Below are 17072 nucleotides of genomic sequence, written 5' to 3' on the forward strand. Positions count from 1 at the left end.
GCCAAACTTGGGGAAAAACTCCTCCGCATTCGCAATCCGCCACCCCACATACACCGCGGTCAACAGGTTGTTGTTGTCGGCCGTCAGACCCTCGGTGAACTTGTCCTCAAACACCTGGATCCGCCGATCAAACTTGTACACCCGCTGAATCGGCCACGGCCACTTCAAGTATGCCCCCGGTTCGGTAATGCTCCGCGTCGGACGGCCAAACGTGGTCACCACCGCCACCTCCGACTGCCGCACCTGAAACACAAACAGCAGCAGCGCAAAGATGACCACCAGCACCGCACCCACCAGCAATGTCACAACAGGCCGCTTCATGGCTTCCAATCCTCAGGGATTCTGCGTCCGCGTCGCCGGCAGGGCCACGTCCAACAGGTCCTGCCGGATCCGATCCTGCAAATCGACCTGAATCACATCCTGCACGTTCGTCGTCCACAAGATGTACTTGCGGGCCCCCGACACCGCCGGAACGAACCTCTGCAAATACGCCCGCAACGGGTAAACCGACGGCGCCGCCCGGAACGCCGGTTCCTGATTCGTGAAAGCCGCCGCCCGCGCCAGACTCAGCCGCTCCAACTGCATCCGCTCCGCCAGCGCACGGTTCGTCAGCACAAACGCCTGCGCCGCCGCCAGAGCATTCGTCCGAATCGCCGCCGCCTGCGCGTCCAGAATCCGTGCCTGCCGCGTGTGCCAGGCCGAAACCACCCGGTTAAACTCCGGCGCCACCTTCACGGGCGGATGAATCCCCTGCAACCCCACAAAGACGATCCGCACCCCAAGCCGCAACTCCTCCGCCGCCTTCTGAATTCGCAGCCGCAGCTCCTCGGCCGCACGCGCCCGGGCCGTGCTCATCACCTCGCCGAGATCCGCGCTCACCAGGTACCGCACAATCTCCCGCGTCGCCAAGTTCTCCAACAGCCGGGCAGGGTCCCTGTGCCCATACGCCCACTGCCGGACATCCTCGATCTGGAAATGGATCGGCACGTTCACCACTAGGAAACTCACCGGCGGCGCCGTGCGCTCCCGCTGATCCTGCGGTCGCACCCCCGATTCCACCTCCCGCGCCGCCACCATGAACAGGTCTTCCTTCCCGTGCGCCACCGTCCATACCACCGTCCGGGTGTCCTTCACCCCCGGCTCCGGCGGTTCGGGTTCAATCCCCACCGTCAGCGTCTGAATCTCCTCGGTCCGGTACCGGTACACCTTCTCCACCGGCCAGGGCCATTTCAGATGCAACCCCGGCCCCAACAAGGCCCGGTCTCCGGCCGGCCGGCCCCACCGCTCCAACAACGCCTGCTGCCCGGGATCCACCACCACAAAACACGTCGAAAGCAACAACACCCCGAGTTGCAGCAACACCAGCCAGCCCAGCGCCCTCTCAAAGAACTTGTAAACCCACGTCTCCGAAACCTTGAACCCGAACTGGTAGTCCAGCGCCTCCGCCGCCGTCGTCACCAGCCCCTCCGGCCGGCTCAACAAACCCACCAACCGGCTCTCGTACACCGGGCGCGGACGCTGCCCCTTCAACCGCGGCCGGTAAATCTCCAGAATCAGGTTCAATGCGGTTTCCACCGCCACCACGCCCAGCACCACCACCAACCCCCGCGCCACCCACAAATCCGTCCGCGGCCAGCCGGCCTCCACCCCCACCACCGCCGCCACCGCCAGCATGCACACGTACGCCCCAAACAGCACCGCGTCGCCCCCCGGTCGCAACAAGCGCTGGTTCTCCAACCGCGCCAGCGTCGAGGCAAACTTGCCCACCAAAAAGAGAATCAGCGCAAACAGGCCGAAAAACGACATCGCCACCAACGGCGGCGACACCGGCGGAAGCGTCTGCCGATCCAGCCAGCGCCACAACCACCACGCCCCCGCCGCCTGCAACCCGCACAACAACAGCGTGAAACCCGGAACGAAATACCGCTCAAACTGTTCCCGGGCACGCCGCGCCGGCAGCAACTCCGACTCGTCCGCCTCAAACAGCCCCGCCCGGCCCTTCGACCGCACCATCTCCTCCAGCTCCAGCTGCTCCTCCGCCTCCTGCTCCTCCAACCGGAGCTGGAACCAGCTCACGAACGCCACCAACATGCCCAGCCCCAGATGCACCGCCGCCACATGCCCCGCCAGCGAATGCACGTAACGCGCCGCCGCAAAGGCCGCCGCAGCCACACCCAACAGGGTGAGCACGTTCACCAGTCCGTACTTCTGATAACTCCGTCGCATCCGCTCCAGCGTTCGTTGCCGGTCGGTCCTACCCGACCCTGCCGGCCGGTCCCATGGGCCCGGCCTCCCGGCGGTTGCAAACCGCCGCGTCTTCAGCGGCGCCCGCCCACCGCCAACCCCGCTCAGCTGAGCTCGCGGTCCTCAAACAACGCCGCCGCCACCGACAGCAGCGCACCCACAAAACCAACCGTATAGCTCAGGGCCTTCACCACATAACCCCAGTGAAACGAACCGCGACCCGTCTCCAGCAGGTCGCCGAGCCAGAAAAGCTGCCAGTTCGGCAACAGCGTGTAAAGCACCGTCGCCCACCACGGCCCCCCCTCCAGCGTCCCCCCCATCCGGCTGTACAGGTAATCCGCCACCAACCCCAGCAAAAACACCCCCGAACAAACCGCCAGCGTCGGGATCATGTCCAGCCGCGTCGAACAAGCCAGTGCCACCGCCGCCAACACCCACAACGCAAACAAAATCAGCAACCCCGCCGGAATCATCCGCCAATCGTAGGCCGCCTGCTCGTACAGGCTCGGCGCATGCAGCGAAAACTCCCCGATCAACACCGCTGCCAGCGTCACCAGCGGCACCAACGCCACCACCGTGTGACTCACAAACGGCCGCCGCAGAAAATAGTTCGCAAACCCGCCGTACAAATACGCCGTCAGCACCGCCCCCGCAAAAATCCCCAACGCCCGCACGTCCGTCTCGCCATACGCGTCAAACGCCATCCGACCCGCCACCAGGGCCGCCACCACGTTCACATACGTCAACACCGCCAGCGCACCCGCCAACCCCAGATACTTGGCCACAAGAAACCGCGTCTTGCCCACCGGCTTCGACAACACCGCCAGGGCCGTCCCCGTCCGCAACTCCCGTGCCACCGAGGACGACGCGCTCAACACCGCACCCGCCAGCCCGCTCAACAACGCCACCGCCAACGCACTGTTCTTCACCAGCTTCGGCTCATCCCCGAATGCAAAATAATACGGCACCGCAAGAAACACCTCGAACAACGCCGAGCTGGTCATCAACAGCAAAAACACCGGCTGCCGCACCAGCTCCATGAACGCGTTGACCGCTATGTTCCACAACGCTTGCATCGCAGTTCGCCCCGGCAATATACGGGAACGCCCTCCCCCGACCAAGCCCGCCGGCACAACCCCGCTCCGCACGAGCCCGCAGAACCATCCCCCCGGGCCCCCGCCTCACCTCACCGCGGACCCGGCTCCGGGATCAACGCCCGCACCACATCCTCATTGTACCGGCATCGTTCCGCCCGCAGGTTCTCCACCAGCCCGAACAACGCACGAACCGCCACCTCCCGCGTCGGCCGCGGCCCCTGCCCGTGCCAGTATGCCAGCAGCTCCCGATACTCCGCCGGCGGTTCCACCGTATACACGCAGGAACGCGACTCCACCTTCTTGTGCGGCCACCAGGCCCACCCGATCCGATGCCGTTCCACCAGGGCCACACACTCGCGAAACCAGTCGTTCGAATTCTCCCCGCTCTCACCCAGCCAGATCGGCACACCGTACCGCCGCCGCAACTCCAAATAGGGCGCAATCGCCTCCTCCGTGTTCGGATTCCAATACTTGTGAAAGCTCAGGACCAGATTGTCGTCCCACGGCCCCGGAAAACCCCGGTAATTGTTCCCCCAGCCGTTCCCGCCCAGGATGATCATGTGATTCCGGTCCACCTCCCGGATGGCCCGGGTGATCTCCCGGTACAGGGCCCACAGCGGTGCATTGGTCTGGTCCTCCCGCCCGTGCCGTTCGCGCCCTTCAAACGACCAGTTCGGTTCATTGATCAAATCGTAGCCCCCAATCCACGGCTCGTTCGCATACCGTTCGGCCAGTTTACGCCACAACGCCACCGTTTTGGCCCGGTTCCGCGCACACTCCCACAACGACGGTTTGTTCGTGTCCCGATCGCAAATGTTCACGTCATGCCCCTGCCCGCCCGGGGCCGCGTGCAGGTCCAGGATCACATAAATCTTCCGCGGCCGGCACCACGACAACAGCCGGTCGATCATCTCAAAACCCGTCGGCAACCACGTCTGCCCGTCCGGGTCCGGCTCCTCCTCCACCGGCAACGTAAACAAATTGAAATGCATCGGCAGCCGGATCGAATTAAACCCGGCCCGCGCCAGCGTCTCCACGTCCGCCTCCGTCATGTGCCGGTCCCGCCACAACGTGTAAAACCGTTCCGTGGCCTCGGGCCCCAACAACTCCACAATCCGCGACCGGATCCGGTGCTGCGGGTTCTCCCCCTTCAGCCGCAACATGTATCCCTCCTGCAACATCCACCCGCCCAAACCCATCCCCCGCAACAACACCTCCCGACCGCGACCGTCGACAATCCGATCGCCCTGCGCCCGCAAAAAACCCTCACCCCGGACCACCGAGCCCAACGGCGCCACGCACAACACCATCCCTGCAACCCAGATGCACACCTGACGTTTCATAGCCTCTGAACGGTTGAGAACTTACGGTTCGCATCGGCCCCGCACCCTCATCCGCGACGCCGACATCCGCATTTAACCCGAAACCCAAAACCCCGTCGAGCCGACTCGACACCCGGCCCAGCTGGATCACCAGCCGACCCTCTCCCACCCATTTCCACCGCCACACACAAACCGATCTCACCGCCAACCATCATGTCCGGGGCGCCCAAGGGCGCAGCGCCTTGCAGGCAGCCCTTTGATCCCCAAACCACCCCCTACCACACCCGCCATCCCCTTTGGTTCCACCCCGAGGGTTCACCCCGCAAAAGTGAATGCCGGACAACCCACCCAGCCACGACAGGAGACCAACTCGACATGAGGTCGCCCGGCACCACCGCTGGCCACACGTCCGCTCCCGAGCGGCTAACCAGCAAGCCCCGGCTACCACGGTTGGCGTCACCACCACCCGGCGATTGACACGCCCTGCGCACGGGACTAGCGTAGCTCGTAGTCGAAGGAAATCCGCCCATGGCGGCAGGCGTACAATAACGATCAGTCCCAACCATGCGACCTGACAGCCAAACCCAACGGAGCCGTGTCAGCGGCGCTTTCACGTTGATCGAACTCTTGGTGGTGATTGCGATTATTGCCATCCTGGCCGGGATGCTGTTGCCCGCCTTGAGCAAGGCAAAATCCAAAACCCAGGGTATCTACTGCATGAACAACGGCAACCAGCTCATCAAGGCCATCACCCTCTACGCCAGCGACCACCGCGAGCTGTTGCCGCCCAATCCCGATGACGGCAACACGGTCCTGGGACACAACTGGTGCGCCGGCCAGGCCGGTCGAGGAGGAGCCCAGGAGTTTAACCCCGATATCCTTCGCGACCCTGAACGAACGCTGGTCGCACCTTACATCGGCAACAACATCGAGATCTTCCGCTGCCCTGCAGACAAGCGGTCAGGATTCTATACCGGAACCGATCCCGCCAAGCGCGGTCAAAGCGTCCGCGCCGCACGCACCATTGCCATGAGCCAGGCCGTCGGTACCATCTGCCAGGTGTTCGACGCGTCAGGCGCTGGACACGGTGGTGTGCCGAATCGCCCTGTAAACGGCCCTTGGCTCAATAACAACCACAGCCATCGCCGTGGACAGCCGTTTCTTACCTACGGGAAGACAACCGACTTCACCCGGCCCGGCCCGGCCATGACCTGGGTCATTTTGGACGAAGACGACCGCAGCTTGAACGATGCAGGCTTCGCCGTGGGAGTGATGAATCCGGAGTGGATCGACTGGCCGGGCACCTACCATAACTTCGGTGCGGGCTTTGCCTTCGCCGACGGGCACTCCGAAATCCACAAGTGGCGCGACAGCCGAACCCAGGTCATCGGCAACAACGTCGCCCGTCGAGCTGTCCCCGGCAGCCCCGACTGGCAGTGGATTGCCGAACGCACCACAGCCCGGGTGAATTAAACCGTCCACGCCCTGACGGGGTTCAACCCGTCTCGGCCCGGGCCACCTGCAGGCGGTTCACCGGCCCGGCGTCCCCAGAATCGCCTGCAAAGCAGGCAGCAGATCTTTCATCTGACCGGGGCGGCTCTCTGCCAGGCCGGCCGCCAGCCCGCTCGTAAAGGCCGCCGCCGCCGAAGTCCCCATCACCAAAAACGGTCGCCCCTCGTAAAACACCACGCTCGCCCCCGGAGCCACCACGTCCACAAACTCCCCACGGTTGGCATAGGGCGCGATGCCGCCCGATCTGTCCCCGGCCGTCACCGCCACCACCTCCGGATACGCCGCCGGATACACCGGCGCGGTCGTCGGTTCATTCCCCGCCGCCGCCACCACCAAAACCCCGGTGCCACTCACCTGACGTACAACGTCGTGCACCAGGGGACTGTCAGCCTGGCTGCCCAGGCTCAAATTCACCAACCGCGCCCCACCCTCGTACACCGCCAGATACAAACCCAACGCCAGATCAAACGTGGACGTCACCTCCCGGCCGCCGTAAATGTCCACCGGCAAAACCCGGACCTTCGACTCCGGCCCCGATACCATCTCCAACCCTCGCAACAACGTTTGCGCCATGGCCGTGCCGTGCGTGGGCAGGTCCGCCGGCGGCCCGTCACCCTCGGCCACCTGCAAGCCGGGCAGCAAAAACTCGTTCAACGGCCCCGGCAGGGGTTGCACCGCCGTGTCAACCAGTGCCACCACAATCCCACCGCCCGGATCCGGCTTGCGCGGTTGTACCCGGGGCAAACCCACCGAGGTTGTCCAAACCCCTTGAAGTTCCGGCGGACGATCCATCCGGTAATTCGCCTCCACCGAAGCCACCGCGTCGTCGGCCAGCAACCGCTGACGCGCCGCCTCCGCAGCTTCCGCCGTCGCAAATCGAAACCGATACGCCCGCAACGCCTCGATCCGGCCGGTGATCTCGGCCCCCAACGCCCGCGCCAGCGTCTCGGGATCGGTCCCCGGCTTGAGCCGCACAATCCATTCCCCGACAATCCGCGCCCGGTCCGAACCCGCCTGAGGCCCCTCCGCCGCGGCCCTGACCGGCCGGGTGGCGTCTTGCATCGAGGTGCGAAACACATACAGATGCGGCGGGCCGTTGCTCTGCGGCAGTAACGTGAAGTTCAACCGGTCCAATAACCGGCGCAGCGCCTCGCCCGGCGGCAGGTCCTGAAACCGCGTGGAAACCCGCCCCGCCAGCCCCGGTTCCACCCACACACTCCAGCCCGTCCGGGACGCCACCAATTGCAGCACCGCCTCCAACGATGCGTCCCGAATGTCCGCCGTCACCCGGTTCGACGCGGCATCCCAATCCAGCCTCGGACCACCGCCCGCAGCCGAACCTTCAGCCGCCACCCCGCCCGCCACCATCCCAAACAACCCCGCCACGGCGGCCATGCAAACCAGCCACCCGCGCAGTCCGTCAACGTTTCGACCCAACATGGCCCTCCAAAGTACCACACCGGGCGAACCACCCCAAGTCGCCGCCCACCCCATCGCCCGGCTCACAGGGCGGCCCGACAAATCCTACCCCCCCGACCCACCGGTGTCCGCCCCGGGCGGAACCGATTCGAACCGGTCGCCCGGCCGGATCCGGTGCCCCGCCAAAAAATCAGCCATCGGCAGCCGCCGACCCCCCTCGCGCTGGATCTCGCTAATCCTCAACCCGCCCTGCCCACACGCCACCACCACCCCGTCCGGCTCCACCGCCAACACCTCACCCGGAACACCCCGCCCCTCAACCACAACCGCCCGCCAGATCTTCACCATGCACCCCTCCCGCCGACCCGCCTCCGCGGCCCCCTTCCCGGCGCCCTCTTCCGAACCTTCCGCCCGGCCCACCGGCCGCCACCACGTAAAGGCCCCCGGCCACGGATCAAACGCACGAATCCGCCGTTCGATTTCCACCGCCGAGAGGTTCCAATCAATCCGTCCGTGTTCCTTCCGCAGCCGTGGCGCGTAGGAAACCCCTTCCACAGGTTGCGGCCGGGGCACCAGCCTCCCGCCCAAATAATCCGGCAGCGATTCCACCAGCGAATCCGCCGCCAACTCCGCCAACCGATCATGCAACCGACCCGCCGTCTCATCCGGCCCGATTGCAACGGCGCGCTGCGCAAGGATCGGCCCCGTGTCCATCCCCTCGTCCATCAGCATCAGCGTCACACCTGTCATGGTCTCCCCGTGCACCAGCGCCCATTGAATCGGCGCCGCTCCGCGGTACTTGGGCAACAACGACGCATGAAGGTTTACACAACCATGCCGCGGCAGTCCCAACACGGCCGGCGGCAGGATCTGACCAAACGCCATCACCACGATCAGGTCCGGATCCCAACCGCGCAGCGCCTCGACAAAACCGGGATCCCGAACCCGTTCCGGTTGCAACACCGGGATGCCCCGAGCCACCGCCAACTGCTTCACCGGCGATGCCTGCAAACGCAGGTGCCGACCCGCAGGGCGGTCCGGCTGCGTCACCACACCCACAACCTCCGCCACGGGCCAGTCCAACAACCGGGCCAGACTCGGACAGGCAATCGCCGCCGTCCCCATGTACACACAGCGCACCCGTTTCACCCCGCCCAAACAAAGCCAAATCCGTCCGAACGAAAAGTGCAAACACCCCGACCCCCATCCCGCACAACACCGATCCCGCTCCGTCCATCGCTCAAACGGGCAGGAACCAATCCCCCACACCACTGCAAGCATCCCCGCACGCCTCACCCACCCATTCCCCCCACCTCCGCGCACGCCCTTTTTCCGGCCCGCCGCCGCACAAATTTTGTTTGAGCGTTAAGAAAAGCGGTCTAGCATGACGTCAGCGTGCAGCTCACTCTTCCGGCGGATCGTCCGGATGACCCTTCCATGACGGGAGCGTCCTCCAGCCATTGCACGGGTCTGGCCACCCCCGGTCCGGGGACATCCGGCCGCAAGCAACCGCCGGCGGACTGCACAGGACAAACAGGACATGACGGTCACATGGCAGACGGCATGAACGAGGACAGCGGCGTCAGCGCAACCAGCCTCGGCCTGAGCGAGGTGTTCCGCGATTGCCTCCCCTGCGGACTGCTCGCAGTCAGTCCGGAGGGCCGCATCGCATGGCTCAACGCCGCCGCCGCCCGCCTGCTCGGTGCGCCGGCCGAAGCATGGACCGACCGGCCCCTGGCCGACCTGCCCGCCGGCCTGCGCGATTTTCTCCTCCGCGCACCGGTCACGACCGAGGAAGAGGTACGCTGGGAAATCCCCGGCCGCGGCCGGTTCCTCTGCCAGCTCTGTTCCCTGGGCGAAATCCCCGCAGCCCAACCCGGTCTGCGCTGGTTCACCCTCCATGACCTCCGGCCCATGGACCAGGTCGAACGCGAACTGGTGCGCATGGACCGCCTGGCCAACATCGGCACACTCGCCGCCAGCGTGGCCCACGAAATCAAAAACGCCCTCGTCGCCGTCAAAACCTACGTGGAGCTCGCTCAATCGGGTGAACCCGCACCGGAACTGGGCCAGGTGGCATTGCGCGAGCTCAAGCGGATCGAAACCATCGTGCTCCAAATGCTCCGGTTCACCGGCCTGCCCCGGCAGCAGACCGGCCAAGTACGACTCCGTGAAATCCTGGAACACGCCCTGCGCCTGGTCCAGGAACCCCTCCGCCTCAAGTCCATTCGCCTGGAACGCCGTTACCAGACCGAGGACGACCGCGTAATCGGCAACGAGTACCAGCTCGAACAGGCCTTCGTGAACCTCCTGATCAACGCCATCGAATCCATGACCTCCGGAGGCACCCTCACCCTCGAGGTGGTCAGGGAAAACCCCGACGAGCCCGCCGAAGCCCTCCGCGAGGGCGGTCGCCCGCCAAGACTCCGCGTCACCGTGGCCGACACCGGCTCCGGCATCGCCCCGGAAGACCTGCCCCGTGTGTTCGAGCCCTTTTTCACCACCAAACGCGACGGCACCGGCCTGGGCCTGGCCATCACACGCCGAATCTTCGAAGAACATCAGGCCGCCATCAGCGTGGAAAGCCGCCTCCACCACGGCACCGCATTCCACATCCTTTTCCCACCCGCAGCCCAAACCTGAATCCAGCATGCCGCCGGTCGGATCCTCCCACCTGCCCGAGAACGCCTCTCTCCTCCGACTGGCCCTGGCCAGCGACATCCATTTCGCCGGCCCCATCGAGCAGGCACGCGGCGAGGACACCGACCTCCTCCGCATCCCCAACCCGATCCAACGCACCGCCCTCCGCTGTTGGCGCCACTTGTTCTGGATGCGTCACCCCCTCGGCAACAACAGTCTCCTCCCCACCTTCCTCCACCAGGCACAAGACCATGGCTGCACCCACGCCGTCATCAACGGCGATTACGCAGCCGACACCGCCAGCCTCGGCCTGAGCGACCCCGGTACGTTCGAAAGTGCCCGCCTCTGCCTGGACCTGCTCCACCAGGCATTCCCCAACCGTCTCCGGCTCGTCCTGGGCGACCACGAACTGGGCAAACTCAGCTTCTTCGGCCACTACGGCGGGCTGCGCCTGGAAAGCTGGCACCGCGCCACCCGAGACCTCCAAATCCAACCCCTGTGGACCTGGAACATCGGCGCTTACCGGCTCATCGCCGTCACTTCCACCCTCGTAGCCCTCCCCTTGTTCGCCAGGGACATGCTGCCCGCCGAACAGGCCGACTGGGAAATGCTCCGCGCCGAACACCTCAACGCCATCAGCCGCGCCTTCGAACAAACCGATACCCGCCAACGCATCCTCCTTTTCTGCCACGACCCCTCCGCCCTTCCGTTCCTCGACACCCTCCCGGCCGTCCGCCAACGCCTGCCGCAACTCGAACTGACCGTCATCGGCCACCTCCACTCCGAATGGATCCTCTGGAAAAGCCACGTCCTGGCCGGCATGCCCCGAATCCCGTGGCTCGGCTCCAGCATCGAACGCATGAGCGCCGCACTCCGCAACGCCCGCACCTGGCAGCGGTTCCGCGTCCGTCTCTGCCCCTCCCTGGCCGGTATCCAGATCGAGCGTGGCGGCGGATGGGTCCTGCTCGAACTCGACCCTTCCGGCAGCACACCCTGCCGTTGGAACCGTCACCGACTCCAACGCCCCAAACCCAGCACCCCGGCCCGTCCCTGACGGCCTTCTAAAACATCCCGACCCACCTCGCGGGCCTCCATCCCCGGATCGGACCAATCGGGCGCCGCCCCTGCTTACTCCCTCCCGCGCAAACGCCATCCATCCCCCGCTCGTATCCGCCAGCGATCCTCATACAGTCCAATCCGATCGAAAGGAATGTGATCCACACCCAGGCGCCGCGCCGCCACACCGTCCCACCGCAAACGACCGTCCGGTCCCTCGGGAAACGCCACCTCCGCAGGGTATTCCCGGTTCCCCTCCACCCGCACCGCCGCCGGTGCACGCAACAACAAGCGCCCGCAGCGCACCGTCACATTGCTGCGAATCAGGTTCAGGTCTGCATCTTCCTCCAGCCGCACCAGCTCCGGATACCGTTGCACATACAGCGACCGGTCCACCGCCGCCGCATGCCACGCGTTGCTGGCAAACCGGCGCCAGCGCTCCGCACCCCAGGGCGTAAAACTCACCGCCACCGGCGTGTCCACAAACAAATTGGCCTCCACCCGATTGTCCTTGCCGCCATGGATCTGAACCCCGCCGAAATGCGTGTCCGCCGGACCACAACGCTGAAACACATTTCCGTACACCCACACGCCGCTGATCGCATCGTCCAATCGAATCCCGGCACGCATCCTGAGGGCCTTCATGTCCTCCTGATCCGGCCCCAGGTGATGAAAGTAGTTGAAGCGAAATACATTGCCCCGAAACGTGGGGTCCCCCCACATGTCCACCCCACCCTGATCGTCCGATTCCAACACCACCCGAAACACCTCGTTCAGCTCCACCACATGGTCGTTGCCACCAACACGCAACGCGCTGCTGGCCAGGTCATGAAACTGGTTGTGCCGGATCCGATGCCCCACGCCATCCACCCCAATCCCCGGCGTGTAAGTGCGGTCCACCCGCGACAGATGACCAAACCGACAATTCTCCACCCGATGTCCGCCGGGCTCCAGCCGCCGCCGGTCGCCCCCCGACAACAAAATCCCTCCCCGGCCCAGAAACTCAAAATCGCACGAAACCACGGCGTGACCCACCCCACCCCGGATCTCCAACCCGTTCCCGCCGAGGTTCCGCCACAGGCACCCCTCAAACCGCACGGCCTCCCCCCCTCCACGACACCGCCATCCCCGGCACTGCATTCCCACCGCAAACCCTCAAACCGCACATGCGAAACCTCCCGCAACACCAACATCGGCTCCGCCAATACCGACAACTCCACCACCGCCCGTGCCGGATCCGAGGGCGGCCAGAACACCACACACCATCGTCGGCGGTCCAACCACCATTCGCCGGGCTCGTCCAACTCGCTCAACGCGTGCACCGCACGATAGGGTTGGCCCTCACGAAACCCGTACTTATGCCACGGCCGCGCCAAATGGATCTCCCGCCCCGCAGCATCAATCCGTTCCACCCGCTCATACGAATCCGCCCAATCCCAGAACCAGTAACCGTACAACCACAACTCGGGTTCGCCCACCCACCGCAACGGCCGGTCCCCTTCAAACCGAAACCGTCCCTCGGGCGAGCCCGGCCGGCCATCCCACGCCGACAACGTGCGCGGCTCCGCCACCGGCCCCGTCCGCGCAAACCCTCGGTTCGGCCACCGCGCCATTGGCAACGGCTGACCATCAAAAAACAGTTCCACCATCGGATGCGTCCGAAAGCCCCGACCACTCCCGAACCCGCCCGGCTCCAGCGGCGGAAGATTTGTCAAACCCACCTCGCGCAGATCACATTCCACCACGTTCGACCGCGCCTCCTCCGGCAACCGATCCCGCACCCACCCGTCCCGCACGGGCCGGAACGAGCGCAGCCGCACCCCGCCCACCAACCGCACCCCGCCCGGCTGGACGGCCCGATACACAATCGGCCGACCCAACTCCCCACCATCCTCACCCGTCAGAACCAAAGACCGCACCATCCGATATCCACCCGGATGAATCCGCACCTCCACCCCGCCGGCCGGGAAACCTCCCGCACCCTTCAAACGCCGGATCGCATCGCGCGCACCTTCCAGCGATCGAAACGGACGCGCCTCCGTACCCGGATGGGCATCATCCCCGTCCGGCGCCACATAAAACACCTGCGGCGCCCCGGCGGCGCACATCACCCATGCCAACATCAAGCCAACCAATCCCGATAAAACCCGCACCGTTCTCATGACTCATGCCTCACCAGGACCGGCCGGTCCGTGCCAGCCCCGCCGTGCACCCTGCCCCGACCACCACTCCACGGCAAGACCGATCCATCGCAACCCACCGACAAAAAATCGCAACCCACCGCAAGCGCCGCACCGCTCCCGTCCCTTAAACTTCCCGCATGAAACGGCTGGAAACTCACAATGCATGCGCAATCGTCGTCGCCCTGACGGCGGCCTGCCTCATCCGGCAGGCGGGCCCGGCCCTCGCACAGGGCGCCGCTTCCACTGCCCCCGCCACCCTGCCGCCGGTCATCGTGCGGGGGATCGTTCCGGCCGAAGGTGCGCTGCCCGACGTCCAGGACACCAGGATCTATCAGGGGAAGAAAACCTCCGTGGCCGACCTGGAAGCCCTCCCCCCGGTGGTCAACAACAACTACCGCGAGGCCTTCTCCCTGCTGCCCGGACTCCTCATCTCCGAGATGCCCACGCCCGGCCACGCCAACCTCACCTACCGCGGCATCGGCGATCCCCATGAATCCGAATACGTCCTCATCCTCCAGGACGGTGTGCCGTTGGTGTCCGACTGGGTGGGCTACAGCACCGCTTATTACACACCCCCACTGGAAAGCGTCCAACGGGTGGAAATGATCCGGGGCGGTTCGGCCCTCCTCTATGGGCCGCAACCCGGACCCGTCATCAACTATGTCACCTACAATCCCGCGCCCCAAACCGCATGGGAATTCGACACCCGGCATCTGGCCGGTTCCTGGGGCTTTTACTCCACGTACACCCGACTCGCGGGCACCTTGGGAAACGTCGGTTACCTCGCAGGATTCCACCACCGCCAGGGCGATGGCTTCCGCGACGCCAACGCGGATTTCTCCGTCTTCCAGGGCCAGGCAAAAATCACTTTCCCCATCGCCGCGCAGTGGAGGGTCACCCTGGACTTCTACGGTTACTCTTCCGAAGCAGGCGAACCCGGCCGACTCACCCTCGCCCAATACCAGGCCAATCGCGAACAAACGCTCAGGCCCATGGACCGCCTGTTCATGGAACGCTACGTACCCACCGTTACACTCGAAGGCACCCCCACCCACCAAACCCACCTGACGCTCAAAACCTGGACCGGACACCAGGACCGACTCAGCCGCCGCCAAAATGCGGCCGGCACATTCATGAACCTCGACCAGCAAATCTTCGACTTTGTCGGCCTCGACACCCGCCTGCGTCATGACTGGATCGCCGGCCGGGGCGAACACCACTTCACCGGCGGCTTCGTCCTCTACGCAGCCAACAGTCCACGAAGCCGCGAACGCGCCCCCGGCCTCGGAACCAGCCTCCACGGTGAACCGCGCTTCGACCTGGACCGTCACTCCCTCTACGGAGCCGTGTTCGCAGAAAACCGCTTCGCCTGGGGCCGCTGGGGCATCATCCCGGCCTTCCGACTCGAACTCATGGAAACTTCGGTCAAGGAAAACTTCAACCGGGAGGTCACGCGACCCCTCCTGGACGAAACCTTCAGCCGTGCCGTGCCGCTCCTGGGCCTGGGCCTGACCTTCGACTGGCACGAATCCCATCGCTGGTACGCCAACATCTCCCAAGGTTACCGTCCACCCCGTTACGACGACCTCGTGAACCCCACCAGCAACACCCAGCTTCCGCCATCAGACCTCCAGGAAGGGCGTACCCTGACCTTCGAAACCGGCTTTCGCGGCAACCTCACCCCCTGGCTCGCCTACGACACCAGCGTCTTCGGCACCGATTACGACAACGTCATCGAAAACCGCGACCTCGGCGCCGGCAACTTCGAACGCTCCAACTCGGGCCGGGCGCGCTACTACGGATGGGAAACCAGCCTCGAATTCCAACTCATCCCATGTATCGAATCCTGGACACGCCACCCTCTCCACCCCGCCTGGGGGCGTTGGACATGGTTCGGCAGTGCCGCGCTCCTGCACGCAGAATTCATTGCCGGCCGCAACGACGGCCGTACCCCCGCCTACGCACCGGACATGCTCCTTAAAACCGGGCTTGTCGGGGAATGGAACCAACGCTTCAAAATCGCCCTCACCGGCTCCTACGTGGACGCCATGTACTGGCAGGACAGTAACCAGCCCGGATCCGTCGGCCTGAGCCGCATCCCGGACTTCACCGTTTGGGACCTCAGCGCCGAAGCCGCCCTCTACCGCGACAACGTCCGCCTCCTCGCCGGCATCCAAAACCTCTTCGACCGCGATTACTTCTCCCGCGTCCGGAGCGACGGCATCGAGCCCATGCCGGGACGCAACTTCTACCTCGGCCTGCGGATCCGGTGGTTCTAGCGTCTCCACCCGCGCGCTAACAGCGGTAACCCCTGAGCCTTCTGCCGGACAAAGCCCTCAAGCCCGGCAGGGTTCGCCACAACCCGGAAACGGGCCGCGGTTGCACAACCCTGCAGCCGCGGCCCACACCCCCTCAATCGCCCGACCCACCCGATTCCGGCGCCCGCGGATGAATCTCCTTCACCGTTTTCGGCAGGGGCTTGCCGTGATACGGCGAGTGCAAATTGAAGTAAATCCCGCACAACGGACGCTCCGTGTCCGACACGCTCAAAATCACCGTCACGTGCTTGTCCAGCGCAATCCCATGGCGCATGCCCGGACCCCGGTTCTGATAAGCCTGAATCGCCCGGGCCACCAACGACCGCAGCGACCGCTCAAAATCCTGCGTGGGCCGCTCCAGGCACACCACGAACCGGTCGTAGGCCCGGATCGCCGCCTCCATCTCCGGTTTGAAATCATCCACCGTCACACCGCCAGATTAAACCCGGGCCGCCGAAACTCAAGGGGACCCGGCCCGCCACCTCGCGGCCAACCCAATCCGATCCATGCGCCCTGTCAATCCCCGGCTTCCGCCCCATCCCCGGCCCCCGACCGCACCGCGGATGCGCGCGGCCCGAACAAAACCGTCCCCAACCGCACCATCGTCGCTCCCTCCTCCACCGCCACCTCAAAGTCTCCGCTCATCCCCATGCTCAAATGCGGCAGCGGCACTCCCAACCGCTCCTCACACGCCAACTTCAACTCCCGCAACCGCCGAAAATACGGGCGCACCCGCTCCGGATCCGGCGACCACGGCGGCACCGTCATCAAACCCTGAATCTCCAGCCGCGACAACCCGTTCAACGCCCCCAACTCCTCCAACAACCGGTCCGGTGCGTAACCAAACTTGCTCGATTCCCCGGCCACGTTCACCTCCAGCAACACCGGCATCCGCCGACCCGCCTGCTCCGCACGCCGCTGAATCTCCAGCGCCACCTTCAGACTGTCCACGCTTTGAATCATCTCAAACAACCCCACCGCCTCGCGCACCTTGTTGGTCTGCAAATGCCCGATCAAATGCCACCGGGCCGACCCGGGACAAAGCGGGATCTTGGCTCGCGCCTCCTGCACGCGGTTCTCCCCAAACACCCGTAACCCGCACGCCACGGCCGCCTCCACCGCCGCCGGCGGATGCGTCTTCGTCACCGCCACAATCATCACCTCCGCCGGATCCCGGCCCACACGATCGCACGCCGCACGGATCCGCCGTTCCACCTCGGCCAGATTGGCCCCGATCCGTTCCGCCCAGTCCATGCCCCGCATCCTAACCCCACCCGCCCC

14 protein-coding genes are annotated in these 17072 nt (G+C 65.2%); 4 read left to right on the forward strand and 10 right to left on the reverse strand.

The window, feature by feature from the left end; translation table 11 throughout:
- From G4L39_RS05520 to G4L39_RS05535, 4 genes are all read right to left on the reverse strand, one after another.
- Positions 1-321, reverse strand: a 321-nt coding sequence (locus G4L39_RS05520; protein ID WP_205880805.1) for an SPFH domain-containing protein, incomplete at its 3' end; no start/stop codon positions are given.
- A 12-nt stretch (positions 322-333) separates the two neighbouring features.
- Complete coding sequence (locus G4L39_RS05525) at positions 334-2226, reverse strand: SPFH domain-containing protein (RefSeq protein ID WP_165106547.1); 1893 nt, start codon at positions 2224-2226, stop codon at positions 334-336.
- A gap of 122 nt (positions 2227-2348) precedes the next feature.
- Positions 2349-3320 (reverse strand): ABC transporter permease, encoded by a 972-nt coding sequence (locus G4L39_RS05530; RefSeq protein WP_165106549.1) that lies wholly within the window; start codon positions 3318-3320, stop codon positions 2349-2351.
- Between the two features lie 110 nt (positions 3321-3430).
- The gene (locus G4L39_RS05535) at positions 3431-4684 is read right to left on the reverse strand and encodes a glycoside hydrolase family 5 protein (protein ID WP_165106550.1); all 1254 of its coding nucleotides are present in this window, start codon (positions 4682-4684) and stop codon (positions 3431-3433) included.
- Between the two features lie 594 nt (positions 4685-5278).
- Between G4L39_RS05535 and G4L39_RS05540 the strand changes: the two genes are divergently transcribed.
- Complete coding sequence (locus G4L39_RS05540) at positions 5279-6136, forward strand: type II secretion system protein (protein ID WP_240893823.1); 858 nt, start codon at positions 5279-5281, stop codon at positions 6134-6136.
- A 57-nt stretch (positions 6137-6193) separates the two neighbouring features.
- On the opposite strand, the gene G4L39_RS05545 is transcribed toward G4L39_RS05540, so the two are convergent.
- Entirely contained in the window at positions 6194-7615 is a 1422-nt protein-coding gene (locus tag G4L39_RS05545) for a S8 family peptidase (protein ID WP_165106553.1), read from the reverse strand.
- 84 nt (positions 7616-7699) lie between these two features.
- A complete protein-coding gene (gene fmt / locus G4L39_RS05550; RefSeq protein ID WP_165106555.1) occupies positions 7700-8743 on the reverse strand; it encodes a methionyl-tRNA formyltransferase in 1044 nt (347 codons plus the stop codon).
- A gap of 402 nt (positions 8744-9145) precedes the next feature.
- Between fmt and G4L39_RS05555 the strand changes: the two genes are divergently transcribed.
- Positions 9146-10237, forward strand: a complete 1092-nt coding sequence (locus G4L39_RS05555; protein ID WP_165106556.1) for a two-component system sensor histidine kinase NtrB — start codon at positions 9146-9148, stop codon at positions 10235-10237.
- A gap of 7 nt (positions 10238-10244) precedes the next feature.
- Positions 10245-11288: a hypothetical protein gene (locus G4L39_RS05560; RefSeq protein WP_165106558.1), complete on the forward strand. Its 1044-nt coding sequence runs from the start codon at positions 10245-10247 to the stop codon at positions 11286-11288.
- Between the two features lie 74 nt (positions 11289-11362).
- On the opposite strand, the gene G4L39_RS05565 is transcribed toward G4L39_RS05560, so the two are convergent.
- Both G4L39_RS05565 and G4L39_RS05570 read right to left on the reverse strand, forming a co-directional pair.
- Positions 11363-12160, reverse strand: coding sequence for a right-handed parallel beta-helix repeat-containing protein (locus G4L39_RS05565; protein WP_343203308.1), 798 nt, complete (start codon positions 12158-12160; stop codon positions 11363-11365).
- Complete coding sequence (locus G4L39_RS05570) at positions 12064-13413, reverse strand: hypothetical protein (protein ID WP_165106562.1); 1350 nt, start codon at positions 13411-13413, stop codon at positions 12064-12066. The genes G4L39_RS05565 and G4L39_RS05570 overlap by 97 nt, the downstream gene beginning before the upstream one ends.
- Positions 13414-13610: 197 nt before the next feature.
- Here G4L39_RS05570 and G4L39_RS05575 point away from each other — a divergent pair, with 197 nt between their 5' ends.
- A complete protein-coding gene (locus G4L39_RS05575; RefSeq protein ID WP_165106563.1) occupies positions 13611-15752 on the forward strand; it encodes a TonB-dependent receptor family protein in 2142 nt (713 codons plus the stop codon).
- A gap of 133 nt (positions 15753-15885) precedes the next feature.
- On the opposite strand, the gene G4L39_RS05580 is transcribed toward G4L39_RS05575, so the two are convergent.
- Positions 15886-16221, reverse strand: a complete 336-nt coding sequence (locus G4L39_RS05580) for a hypothetical protein (protein WP_165106565.1) — start codon at positions 16219-16221, stop codon at positions 15886-15888.
- 86 nt (positions 16222-16307) lie between these two features.
- Entirely contained in the window at positions 16308-17054 is a 747-nt protein-coding gene (locus G4L39_RS05585; protein WP_240893828.1) for a YggS family pyridoxal phosphate-dependent enzyme, read from the reverse strand.
- Between the last annotated feature and the right edge of the window lie 18 nt (positions 17055-17072).

It is taken from the genome of Limisphaera ngatamarikiensis (assembly GCF_011044775.1).
Lineage (GTDB): Bacteria > Verrucomicrobiota > Verrucomicrobiia > Limisphaerales > Limisphaeraceae > Limisphaera > Limisphaera ngatamarikiensis.

Bases quoted from the DNA above. Each gene is read 5' to 3' on its own strand.
- G4L39_RS05570 (WP_165106562.1), bottom strand. From the start codon at position 13,413: ATGTTGGCATGGGTGATGTGCGCCGCCGGGGCGCCGCAGGTGTTTTAT.
- G4L39_RS05575 (WP_165106563.1), top strand. From the start codon at position 13,611: ATGAAACGGCTGGAAACTCACAATGCATGCGCAATCGTCGTCGCCCTG.
- G4L39_RS05560 (WP_165106558.1), top strand. From the start codon at position 10,245: ATGCCGCCGGTCGGATCCTCCCACCTGCCCGAGAACGCCTCTCTCCTC.
- G4L39_RS05555 (WP_165106556.1), top strand. From the start codon at position 9,146: ATGGCAGACGGCATGAACGAGGACAGCGGCGTCAGCGCAACCAGCCTC.
- G4L39_RS05530 (WP_165106549.1), bottom strand. From the start codon at position 3,320: ATGCAAGCGTTGTGGAACATAGCGGTCAACGCGTTCATGGAGCTGGTG.
- G4L39_RS05545 (WP_165106553.1), bottom strand. From the start codon at position 7,615: ATGTTGGGTCGAAACGTTGACGGACTGCGCGGGTGGCTGGTTTGCATG.
- G4L39_RS05585 (WP_240893828.1), bottom strand. From the start codon at position 17,054: ATGCGGGGCATGGACTGGGCGGAACGGATCGGGGCCAATCTGGCCGAG.
- G4L39_RS05525 (WP_165106547.1), bottom strand. From the start codon at position 2,226: ATGCGACGGAGTTATCAGAAGTACGGACTGGTGAACGTGCTCACCCTG.
- G4L39_RS05535 (WP_165106550.1), bottom strand. From the start codon at position 4,684: ATGAAACGTCAGGTGTGCATCTGGGTTGCAGGGATGGTGTTGTGCGTG.